The organism is Thermobifida fusca NBRC 14071 = JCM 3263, assembly GCF_001592045.1.
GTDB lineage: Bacteria > Actinomycetota > Actinomycetes > Streptosporangiales > Streptosporangiaceae > Thermobifida > Thermobifida fusca.
The window spans coordinates 22,807-33,863 of sequence record NZ_BCWB01000015.1 but is presented as its reverse complement, the minus strand read 5'-3'; the positions used below and the strand labels follow the sequence as shown (position 1 = coordinate 33,863).

Genomic DNA, 11,057 nt, shown 5'->3' with positions numbered 1-11,057 from the left:
AGGGGATTTCGGTGTCAACCTTGTCCGTCGAGACTTCGAGCAGCGGCTCGTCGACCTCGACCGTGTCGCCCTCCTGCTTGAGCCATTGGGTGACAGTGCCCTCGGTGACGCTTTCGCCCAGATCGGGCATGGTAACGGGAGTCGACATGGGTTCCTCTTGAGTGAGCGGTCACAAGAACGACAGAGAAAGATGATGGGCGGGCTCCCTCGGGCACCCGCCCATCTCCAAGAATCAGTCGTGGACGTGCAACGGCTTGCCCGCTAGCGCCAAGTGGGCCTCGCCCAACGCCTCGGACTGGGTCGGATGCGCGTGGATGAGCTGCGCCACCTCAGACGGCAGCGCCTCCCAGTTGTAGATCAGCTGGCCCTCGGTGATCAGCTCGCCGACGCGGCTGCCCACCATGTGCACACCCAGCACCGGGCCGTCCTTGGCCGCGATGACCTTGACCGCGCCCTGGGTCTGCAGGATCTGGCTCTTCCCGTTGCCCGCCAAGTTGTAGACGAACTCGGTGGTCTCGATCCCGCGTTCGGCCGCGGTCTTGGAGGTGATCCCCACAGACGCCACCTCCGGGTCGGAGTAGGTGACCCGCGGAATACCGTCGTAGTCGATGTTCACCGGGTTCAGCCCGGCAATGTGCTCGGCGACGAAAATACCCTCGGCAAAGCCGACGTGCGCCAACTGCGGCGTGGGGATCAAGTCGCCCACCGCGTAGATGTTGCCGACTCCGGTGTGCAGGTTCTCATCGACCTGGACGAAGCCGCGCTCCAGGCGGATGCCGACCTCCTCGTAGCCCAGCCCCTGGGAGACCGGACCGCGGCCCACCGCCACCAGCAGCAGCTCGCCTTCCACGGTCTTGCCGTTCGCCAGCGTCATGCTCACCCCGGTCTCGGTGAGCTTCACGCTCTCAAACGGGCTGCCCAGCTCGAACTTGATCCCGCGCTTGCGGAACGCCCGCTCCAGCAGCTTGGAGCTGGACTCCTCCTCCGCCGGGACCAGGTGCGGCAGCGCCTCGACAATCGTCACCTCGGCGCCGAACGAACGCCACACGCTGGCGAACTCGACGCCGATGACACCGCCGCCCAGGATGATCGCGGACTTGGGGACCCGGTCCAAGCGGAGCGCCTCGTAGCTGGTGATGATCCGCTCCCCGTCGATCTCCAGACCAGGGAGCGAACGCGCCTGGGACCCGGTGGCCAGGATGATGTGCCGACCCTTGTAGGCCACCCCGTTGACCGTGACCTCGTCGACACCGGTCAGCTTGCCCTCACCCTCGACCAGGGTGATGCCGCGGGCCTTGATCAGACCGGTCAGGCCGCGGTGCAGACCACTGACGACCTTGTCCTTGTACTCGTGGACACGGGCCATGTCGATTGTGTCGAACGAGGCCCGGACACCGAACTTCTCGCTGGCCCGCACCGTGTCGGCGACCTCACCCGCGTGCAGCAGGGCCTTGGTCGGAATACAGCCGTAGTGCAGGCAGGTGCCGCCGAGCTTGTCTTTCTCAATCAGGGCGACACGCATGCCGAGTTCGGAGGCGCGGATGGCGGCCGAGTAGCCACCGCTACCGCCGCCCAGGATGACGAGATCGAATGTGCCGCCGCTTTCACTCACGGGAAGGACACTCCTTTTCCTGCGGTGTGATCACACACCGGTGGCGAGCCCGGACGCGGCTCATAACGTCCGGTCATGGGTTATTCGGCTCTTTGAGCGAGAGACTCGGCGAGACGGACAAGGGTGCGTGTCGCTGCGCCGGTGCCTCCCTTAGGCGTGTAACCGTGGGGTTCACCCTGGTTGAACGCTGGCCCGGCGATGTCCAAGTGCGCCCACTTGACTCCGTCTGCGATGAACTCCTTGAGGAACACGCCGGCGCTGAGCATGCCGCCCCAGCGCTCACCCGCGACATTGGCGATATCGGCGACTGACGAGTCCAGTCCCTTGCGCAGCTCCTCGGGCAGCGGCATGGGCCAGGCCGCCTCACCCGCGGACGTGGCAGCAGCCACCACCTGGTCGCGCACCGCGTCGTCGTTGGCCATCACCGCGAACACGCGGGTCCCCAACGCGACGAGCTGCGCCCCGGTGAGCGTGGCCACGTCCACGATCAGATCAGGATTGTCCTCCTGGGCGCGCACCAGCGCGTCCGCCATCACCAGGCGGCCTTCCGCGTCCGTGTTGAGCACCTCCACGGTCTTCCCGCCGTAGATCCTCAACACGTCAGACGGACGCTGCGCGGTTCCGCTCGGCATGTTCTCGGCGATCGCGAGATAGCCGACCACATTCACCGGCACCCGCAGCTCGGCGATCGCGCGCATCGCGGCCAGCACCGCGGCCGCGCCGCCCATATCGGACTTCATCCACTCCATCGCGGAGCTGGGCTTCAGCGACAACCCACCGGAGTCGAAGGTCATGCCTTTGCCGACCAGCGCCAGCGTCGTCGTCGCCTCCGGGTGGCTGTAGGACAGGCGAACCAGACGCGGCGGGCTGGACGACCCCTGGCCGACACCGATCAGACCACCGTAACCGCCCTCGGCCAGCGCCTTTTCGTCAAGGATCGTGATATCCAAGCCGTGGTCCCGGCTGACCTGCTCGGCGATCCCCGCGAAGTCGGCGGGACGCAGGTCCGCGGGCGCGGTGTTCACCAGGTCGCGGGCGAGACAGACCGCGGAAGCCACCACCGTGGCGCGCTGCACCGCCTCAGCCGCGTCCGCAGCCCCGCTGACCACAGTCACCGAGCTCACCGGCTCCTTCGTGGAACCCGTGCGGTAGCGGTCAAAGGAATAGCTGCCCAGCACAGCGCCGAGCGCCGCGGCAGCGGCCAGCTCACCGGTGTCCGCGGGCAGTGCGACCACCACCCGGGACTTGCCGCGCAGGGCACGCAGCGCGGCACCCGCGGCGCGCGCCACGACGTCAGCGGAGACCGATGCACCGTCCGCCGGGGCCGGTCCCAGCCCGACCGCGACCACCACGGGGGCCGCCACAGCGCCCAGGGACGGGACAGTACGCACCTCCTCCACCTCTCCGGTGGCACCCAGCAGGGCCAGGGCCGAGCCGAGTCCGCCAGAAAAAGCGGAATCGACCTCGGAAGCACCCGACGCCGGCACGAGGCCGTCGTCTCCCGAGTGGTAGCCGACGACGACCGCGTCAGCATCGAGCGAACGTGGGGATTCGGATTTGACTTCCAGCGACGTGCTCACGGTCCTGATGCTAGTCCTTGCGTTGTACGGGCCGACACACGCATAGCGGGCGCGCCCTGAATTCTGTGACGGACATGGGGGAACGCTTGGCCGCGCCGAAAAGACGTGTCGAATTCGCTGGCTGGGAGTTCACGTCGGAAACCCGGCGGTACCAAGACAACCCCGAGTGATTTTATGTGAATCGGTGTGATTCTGCTTACAGATGCTTACAGGGCTGCTGCGGTGACCAGTGCGGCCCCGGCGGCGCTCTCCACCAGCGCACCCAACACATCACCGGTGATCCCGCCCAACCGACGGCACACCCACACCAGCACTCCGCCCGCCACCACCAGACCCGCAGCCACCGCCGCACACCACGTCCACTCCACCAGGCCCACGGCCAGCACCACGCCCGTGACCGCGGCGGCGGCGGGATAGGGCACAGTACCAGACACGAACGCGCCCAAACCCTCCGGCCGTGCCGCACCCACCAGCCGCGTGCACGCCCACGTGATCGCCAACCGCCCCGACACCAGCGCGGCAGCCAACCCGGCCACCGCCGCCCCCGTCCCCTCCTCCGCCAGCGCCGCCACCGCCGCCACCTGGAGCAGCACCACGAACACCAGGGTGATCACACCGAACGGGCCGATATCGGACCGCTTCATGACCGCGAGCGCCCGGTCCGCGTCCGCCCCGCTCCCCAACCCGTCGGCCACATCCGCCAGCCCGTCCCAGTGCAGACCGCGCGTCAGCAACGCCACCGCGCCCACCGCCGCCACCGCGGCCAGCAGCGGAGACACGCCCGCCCACAGCGCCCCCGCCAGCACGGCCCCGGACACGGCAGCCAACAGCACCCCCACCAACGGCGCCGCGGCCATCGCCCAGCCCGCCACCCGGCGATCCACCCGGGACACCGGCACCGGGATCGCCGTCAACGTGCCCAGCGCCATCCGCAGCCCGTCCGCACAGTCCCGCAGCATCCCGCTCACGACAGCGACAGCACCCGCCCGGCCGTGACCAGCACGACCTCCTCCGACTCGGCGGCCAGCCTCTGGTTCACCCGGCCCAGCCAGTCCCGGAACAGCCCCCCGCTCACCGTCGGCGGCACCACACCCGACCCCACTTCGTTCGTCACCGCCACCACGTAGGCCGCGCTCGTCCGCCACGCCGCCACCAGCGCGTCGATCCGCTCCTCCAGCCGCTGCTCCGCGTCCGCAGGCACCTCGTCCGCCCACATCCCGCACTCGCCCATGACGTGCGCCAGCCACGTGCCCACACAGTCGAACAGCACCGCGCCGTCCGCCTTCGCCAGCACCGCCGCGACATCCGTCGTCTCCACCGTGCGCCACCACGCCGGGCGGCGCGACCGGTGTGCGGCCACCCGCTGCGCCCACGCCGCATCCGCGTGCGGATCCGGGGCCGGGCCCGTCGCCACGTAGAGCACCTCCGGCTCCCCCAGCAGCCGCAGCTCCGCCTCCGACGACTTCCCAGACCGCGCCCCGCCCGTCACCAGCACCCGGTACGGGCCGTGCGGCCGCGACGGCGGCCACGCATCCGGCGGGCACCGCAGCTCCTGGCCGTCCAACGGGGCCAACGCCCCCCACAGCCGGGCCCGGCGGTCGAACTCGGCCGGAGAATGCACCCGGTGGTCGCCGCCCACCGCCACCACGACCGTGGTCAGCCCCACCACGCCTGCCCGCCGCAGCGCACCGATCGTCTCCGGCGACTCGCCCACATCCACCAGCACCAGGTCTGCCTGGTGGTCGGGACGCGGATCCTCCGGATCGCTGTCCGGCGGGGGAGTCGCCGGAGCGTCAGGCCGCGCAAACAGCAGCCGGCCGCCGTCCGCGCCGTCCACCCGCAGCCCGTAAGGCGTCTGCGCCGCCGAATAGCCGGCCGGAAGCAGGTTCGACACCAGCCCATCGGGGGAGGACAGGCTCAAGACATCGTCCACGGTGACCCGAAGCGGCAACCGACGGGACTGGACAGCGAGGTTGCAGGAGGCACAACGGCAGTGAGGGGCGGGCCACCCTGCCGCCCCGGCTGTTCCGGCGAGACGAATACGCACGTCCGTTAGTTAACCGTAGTGGACCGGTCAGGATGTCTGAGGACGGCTGGGATTCCCGTCTCACCAGACACTTTGCGTGACCGGAAAGAAGAAAAGTGAGGAACATCCATGGCGTGGAGCTGGCGGTACGAGAAAGCCGATGGGACCGTGCTCAGCGGTGAAGACCTCCCCGACACCCTGTTCCCCTCCCGCGGCGACGCGGAAAGCTGGCTCGGAGAACACTGGCGGACCCTGCGCGAATCCGGAGCAGAACGGGTCGTCCTGCTCAACGAAGGCGTCGCCAAATACACGATGAGTCTGAACGACGAGATCTAGGCGGGACACCAGCCGCCCACCCCCGCAGCAGCGCCCCGGGCAGGACGCCCGGGGCGGCACCACGCGCACCCCCAAAGAGCGGGGGTGCGCAGCAGGACCGGGACGCTCACACGGTCACGCGTTCCGCGTGGGTGAACCGCGGCAAGCGGTGGACGTGCACCCGGTCCTCCGGCAGCACGTCGCGGGCCAGCTCAGCCAGGTGGGCGTGGTGGGTCAACACCACCGGCTGGACCCGGTCCGCCACCGACTCCAGCACCCGCAGCCCGGCCGCAGCCCGCTCGTCGTCGAACGTCATGAACACGTCGTCGAGCACGAACGGCATGGACTGGTGCTCGGCCGCATAGTGCTCCACGGTCGCCAACCGCAGCGCCAGATAGAGCTGGTGCCGAGTGCCCTCGCTCAACGCCCCCATGTCCACCAGCTTCCCCGTGGCGCGGCGGACCCGCAGCACGGTCGTGCCGTCGTCAGCTGTCTCCGTCTGCAACTCGCGAAACCGGCCCACGGTGAGCTGCCGGAACAGCTCCTCGGCCCGGCGCAGCAGCGGGCCCTGGTGGGCCTGCCGGTACTCCTCGATGCACCGCAGCAGCAGCGTGTGCGCGAGCACCAGCCGCGTATGGGTCTCCGCGTTCTGGGCGATCCGGGCCAGCACCTCCTCCCGCTCCTGGGCGGCCTGCGCGGCCAGCGCCGACCCGTCAGCCTCCCCCAGCTCCCGCTCCGCTTCAGCCAAGTCGCGCACCGCGGCGCGATGCTCCTCCTCCGCCGCGGCAATCTCCTGGCCCAGCTCTGCCAGACGGCCCGCCAGCTCCTCCCGGTCGACCCCGGCCGCAGCCTGCTCCGCCTCCGCGACCCCGCCCGGCCACGACTCGGCGAGCGACCGCTCCACCAGCGCCACATCGTGCCGCAGCTCCCGCACCTGCTGGGCGCGGTCGATCGCCGCCCGCAGCTCCGCAACCGAATCGACGCCCGTCTCCTGGCACATCTGCGCGCACTCGGCTTCCACGGCCTCCAACCGGGCCTGGGCGCTGCGCGCCTTCCCGCGGAGCGCCTCCACCTCCTCACTCAGCGCCTGGCGCCGCTGCTCCTGCGCGCTGTTCTCCGCCACCCGGTGCCGCAGCGCGTCCAGGGCAGCGTGCCGCTGGGCAGCACTGTCCGGCACGGGCAGGCCGCAGGCCTCGAGCACCGCGCCCACCCGGTCGTGGAAAGCAGCGATCTGCTCGCGCAGCTCCTCCGCCTCCGCGGCCCGCTGGTCGGCCTCGGCGAGCCGGGACGCCGCCTCCGCGCACTGGTCGAGGTCGTGCAGCACCTCCTTAGGCAGCCGGTCCCCGGACACGGGCACCGACGCCGCAACCGTGCGCCACTCCTCCTCCCAGGCGCGCAACCGCTCGGTGACCGCGTCCAGCTTCGCCTCGGCCTCCACCAGGGACCGTTTCGCCTCCTGGACGGTCCGCTCCTGGTCGGCGCGCTCCTGCGCGGCCTGCTCGCGGCGGGCGCGTTCCGCGGCGGCCCGCTCCCGCAGCTCCCGCACCACCGCCTCCACGTCCGCGTCCTCCGCAGCCTCCGGAACCTCGGCCCCCGCGTCGCGGAGCGCCCGGCGCAACTGGTCGGCGTGGGCCGCGGCCCGCTCCCGGCGATCCGCCAGCTTGCGGCAGGCCGCCGTATGCTCCTCCTGGCGTCTGCGCAGCTCGGCGAGCCGGTCCAGCACCGTTTCTGCCGCATCCACGTCCGGGGCAGGCAGCAGCGGGTCAGGCCACAACGCCTGCCACTGCGCCGCGAGCTCCTCCCCGGCCGCACGCGCGGCCGCGGCCTCGCGCTCCGCCAGCGCCAAGCGGTGCTCCAACACGGTGATCTGCTGCCGGGCCTGCTGGCGTTCCGCGATCCGCTGCGCCCCGGCCAAAGCCCGGTCAGCGAGCTCGTCCGCGTCGCGGACCGCGCGCTCGTAGGCGTCCGCCGCCTCCGCATCCGAGCCGTCGCGGACCCGCTGCCACAGCGCGTCCCGCTGCCGGCGGGCCTCCGCCAACGCCTCCTCGGTGGGAACCGTCTCGTCTTGGGTGAGCTCTGCCAACCGGAGCCGTTCCCGCGCCAGCTCCGCACGCACCTGGGCGCACTCCTCGTCGGCGCGCCGCTGTGTTTGCGCATGCTCGTCCGCGCGCCGCCGGTAGGCGACCACCTGGTCCCGCAGCGGGGCGTGCGCGGCAGCCAACGCGGCACAGTCCGCGGGATCCCAGCCCGCGTCCCGTGCGATGCGCTCCAAGGCAGCGGCGGTCTCATGCACCGTGTCGGCCGCGGCAGTCATCTCGTCGAACAGCGTGGCAGGCAGCGCATCCAACGCGGCAGCCAGCGCAGCGCTGTCGCCCGGGTCAGGCAGCGCGTCCAACCGCTCCTGCTCGGCGGTGTGGCGGCGGCGCTGCTGCGCCACCTCCCCGCGGGCCTCCTCCACGCGGGGAAGCAGGTCGGCATAAGCGTCCGCGAGCTCCCTCACCCGGTTCCGCGTGGCCTGGTCCACGGCAGGCACCGCGGGACCGTCCGCCCCGGCCGGGTCGGGGCGCACCTCCTGCAGGATCTCCCGCGCCTCCTCCCGCAGGCGCGCCGCCTGGCGTTCCAACGCAGCGAGCCGCTCTTCGTCGGCTTCGATCCGCTCCCGGGAACGGGCCAGCCGCTCCACCTCCGGGGCCGCGTCCAGCAGGCGCGCATCCACCACCAGCCGGTCCAGCTCCTCCTGCTTGGCCGCGAGCTCGGCCGTGCTGTCCGCGAGCGTCTCCTCGGCAGCACGGGACTGCTCCTCCAAACGGGGGAGCCGGTCGGCGAAATCCAGGGGGGCGAGCGGGCCCTCGGCTTCCAGCTCCGCGATCCGCCGCACCTGCTGAGCACGCGTGTGCAAGGCAGGAAGCGCCTGCTGCAGGGCGGTCCACCGTTTCTGCTCCTCACGGAGGGACGCCAGCTTCTGGTCCAGGTCCTTTTCCCGCTGCCGCTGTTCCGCAACGGCGGCCAGCCTGCGCCGGTAGTCCGCAATACGAAGCTGCGCCTCCCCGATCCTCCTGTTCAGATCCTGGTATTCGCCCAGCTCCTTGTTGATCGTCGGCCCCCGCCTCCCCTGCGGGCGGAACAGCGCGTCCCGCTGCTTTCTCAGCCGTTCCACCAAAGCGCGTAACTGGGGGTAGGCGCGAGCGGACAGCAACGCTTCACCGACGTCGCCGCCCCCTTCCAACAGCGACTCCCCGCCGCGCTCAAGCTCCTCGAGAGTGAGCGCGAACATGGAAAGGAACGTCGAGCTGCTCACCCCGCCCAGCAGCCGCTGCACCACGCTCTCATCCAGCGGATTCCCCCGCGGATCAGTCAACGAGTTCTTGTCGCGCTTGTGGCGGACGAACTCCACGACCCTGCCGTCGTCGCTGCGGACCACAGCCCGCAGCTTCATGTCCGGTTTGTCGTGCACGAAGTCGTAGGGGGTCTGTTTAGGAATCTTGTAGAACAGGTCGTGGAGCGCGCGCAGCGCGGTGCTCTTCCCCGCTTCGTTAGGGCCGTAGACGATGTGCACCCCGGGGGCGCCCAGCGGCAACGACAAGTCGGTGAACGGTCCGAAAGCCAGCAGGTCCAGGCGTTCGATCCTCACTGCGCACCCCCCAGCTCAGCGGCCAGCAGCTCCACCGCCTCCGCCAACAGGTCGCGCTGCCGCTGCGGGTCGCTCAGCTCTTCCCGCAGCTGAAGAGGCAGTTTGCCCAGCAGTTCGGCCGACGCGATGACCTCGGTGAGCTGCTCCGGGGATGCGGAGAGCCGGGCCGCGGTCCGCCACAGCTCACCGACCAGCTCGTCCGCGTGGGCGGCGTCGAGACGCTCCTCAGGGGGAGACGTCTTCACCCGGAGCTTCTCCAACCAGGTGTCCGGGCGCTGCGCGGCGATAGCGCGCAGCTCGTTCAACAGCTTCTCGTGGTCGCGGTGCAACTGCTCGTGGGCGTCCGTGGGGCCTTCGACCACCACCCGCACCGCGTGGACGCGGTTGGGTTCGGTGTCCCCGGCCAGCTCCTTGTCGAGCTGCTCGGAGACCAGGGTGAGCACGTCGGATACATCGCGGGCGCTGCGCACATCCACCCGCAGCTCGTGCCAGCGAGCCGCCGTGTCGAGGTCGTGGTGGCGCAGCCCTGTCACCCGGTGGCGGTCGTCCACGGTGACCAGCGTGCAGCCTTTAGGCCCGGCCTCGCGGACGTTCCGCCCCTGAATGTTCCCCGGGAACACCACTTTGACGTCGGCGTCGTATTCCACCTGCCGCTGGTGGACGTGGCCCAGCGCCCAGTACTCGTAGCCGTGGTCGACCAACTGGTCGATACGGCACGGGGCGTACGGCTCGTGTCCTTCCCGACCGGTGAGCGCAGTGTGCAGCAGGCCGACGTTGAACAAGCCGGACCGCGGCGCGGGATAGTGTTCGGCCAGGTTCGCCCTGACCTCCCGCTGGGCGAACCCCTGGCCGTGGACGGCGAGCCCGCGCTGCTCGTCGACCACCGTGGCGGGGCGCTCCGTGGGAAAGTAGTGCACATTCTTCGGCAGGGAAGCGGTCAGCGTCCGCGTCATCAGGTTCGCCGCGTCGTGGTTGCCCGCGATCAAATACACCGGGATGCCGGCGTCGCACAGCCGGGTCATCTGCCGGGTGAAGAACAGCCCGGTGTTGTAGTCGGGCCAGTCCCCGTCGTAGATGTCCCCGGCGAGCAGCACCGCGGTGACCTCCTCCTCTAAGGCGAGAGTCACCAGGTTCTCCAAAGCCTGCCGTGTCGCCCCGCGCAACTGGTCGGCCGGGGCCCCCTCGTACCGGGAAAGGCCCCGCAGTGGACTGTCGATGTGCAGATCAGCGGCGTGGAGCAACTTCATGGATCTCCTCCGGGGGAAGACGGAAGACAGCGGACCAGCATGCCATGACCTGGGATAGCGTGCAGCGGATCGCGGGAACATCCCCAAAAGAGAGGACACCGCGGGGTGCTGCTCCGGAATGGAAAATGAATTCGGTGCTACGGTGCGGGAAATCTATGCTGGGGGTCGCTGGTCGGTCACGAAAAGCAGTGGCGCCCAGTGAAATACCTACCCCCTTATCTGCACGGAGCAGGAATGGCGCAGGAACTTCCCAGGTCAGTGAAGGCCATCAGGATTCTGCTGTTCGTGGTGGCGGCACTCACGTTCGTGGTCGCAGCGGCACTGTTCATCGCCGGGGGAGCGTCTGCCTACGCCTTCGGGTATGCGCTCGCGCTCTCCCTGCCGGGGGTCGTGCAGCTGGGGCTGGGACTGCTGGTGCCTAAAGGCGGCGGCGGAGTGTTCTACGCCATTCTCGTCACCGAGATTCTGCTGGTCCTCGTCACCCTGGCCGCCATAGTCGGCGGAGACGGCCGAGTGACCGAACTCGTCTTTCCCGTGGTCATCCTGGTGCTGTTGAGCCGCCCTTCCGCGCGCAACTTTTTCTTCGATCGCTGACCGCCGTGTTTGAGGCCCGTGTTTTAGTTCCTGGGGCCCTATACACGGTAAC

General features: G+C 70.0%; 9 protein-coding genes. 2 read left to right on the top strand and 7 right to left on the bottom strand.

Annotation, left to right across the window (positions count from 1 at the left end):
• The 5 genes from TF1_RS02670 to TF1_RS02650 all read right to left on the bottom strand — a co-directional run.
• Positions 1–148: biotin/lipoyl-containing protein (locus TF1_RS02670; RefSeq protein ID WP_394326521.1), on the bottom strand; the 148-nt coding region annotated here is incomplete at its 3' end.
• A gap of 84 nt (positions 149–232) precedes the next feature.
• Positions 233–1,612, bottom strand: coding sequence for a dihydrolipoyl dehydrogenase (gene lpdA, locus TF1_RS02665; protein WP_016188451.1), 1,380 nt, complete (start codon positions 1,610–1,612; stop codon positions 233–235).
• An 80-nt stretch (positions 1,613–1,692) separates the two neighbouring features.
• On the bottom strand, positions 1,693–3,192 hold the full coding sequence (locus TF1_RS02660; RefSeq protein ID WP_061783598.1) for a leucyl aminopeptidase: 1,500 nt from the start codon (positions 3,190–3,192) through the stop codon (positions 1,693–1,695).
• A 206-nt stretch (positions 3,193–3,398) separates the two neighbouring features.
• On the bottom strand, positions 3,399–4,151 hold the full coding sequence (locus tag TF1_RS02655) for an adenosylcobinamide-GDP ribazoletransferase (RefSeq protein WP_061783597.1): 753 nt from the start codon (positions 4,149–4,151) through the stop codon (positions 3,399–3,401).
• A 5-nt stretch (positions 4,152–4,156) separates the two neighbouring features.
• Entirely contained in the window at positions 4,157–5,113 is a 957-nt protein-coding gene (locus tag TF1_RS02650) for a bifunctional adenosylcobinamide kinase/adenosylcobinamide-phosphate guanylyltransferase (protein WP_107491028.1), read from the bottom strand.
• A gap of 234 nt (positions 5,114–5,347) precedes the next feature.
• Between TF1_RS02650 and TF1_RS02645 the strand changes: the two genes are divergently transcribed.
• A complete protein-coding gene (locus TF1_RS02645) occupies positions 5,348–5,554 on the top strand; it encodes a hypothetical protein (protein ID WP_011291445.1) in 207 nt (68 codons plus the stop codon).
• Positions 5,555–5,660: 106 nt separating this feature from the next.
• Here TF1_RS02645 and TF1_RS02640 read toward each other — a convergent pair whose 3' ends face one another.
• Together TF1_RS02640 and TF1_RS02635 are read right to left on the bottom strand one after the other, a co-directional pair.
• A complete protein-coding gene (locus TF1_RS02640) occupies positions 5,661–9,164 on the bottom strand; it encodes an ATP-binding protein (RefSeq protein WP_061783596.1) in 3,504 nt (1,167 codons plus the stop codon).
• Positions 9,161–10,411, bottom strand: a complete 1,251-nt coding sequence (locus tag TF1_RS02635) for a metallophosphoesterase family protein (RefSeq protein WP_011291447.1) — start codon at positions 10,409–10,411, stop codon at positions 9,161–9,163. The genes TF1_RS02640 and TF1_RS02635 overlap by 4 nt, the downstream gene beginning before the upstream one ends.
• Before the next feature lie 234 nt (positions 10,412–10,645).
• Between TF1_RS02635 and TF1_RS02630 the strand changes: the two genes are divergently transcribed.
• Positions 10,646–11,005 carry a hypothetical protein gene (locus TF1_RS02630; protein ID WP_011291448.1) on the top strand — a complete coding sequence of 120 codons (360 nt, stop codon included), beginning with the start codon at positions 10,646–10,648 and terminating at the stop codon, positions 11,003–11,005.
• Positions 11,006–11,057 lie beyond the last annotated feature (52 nt).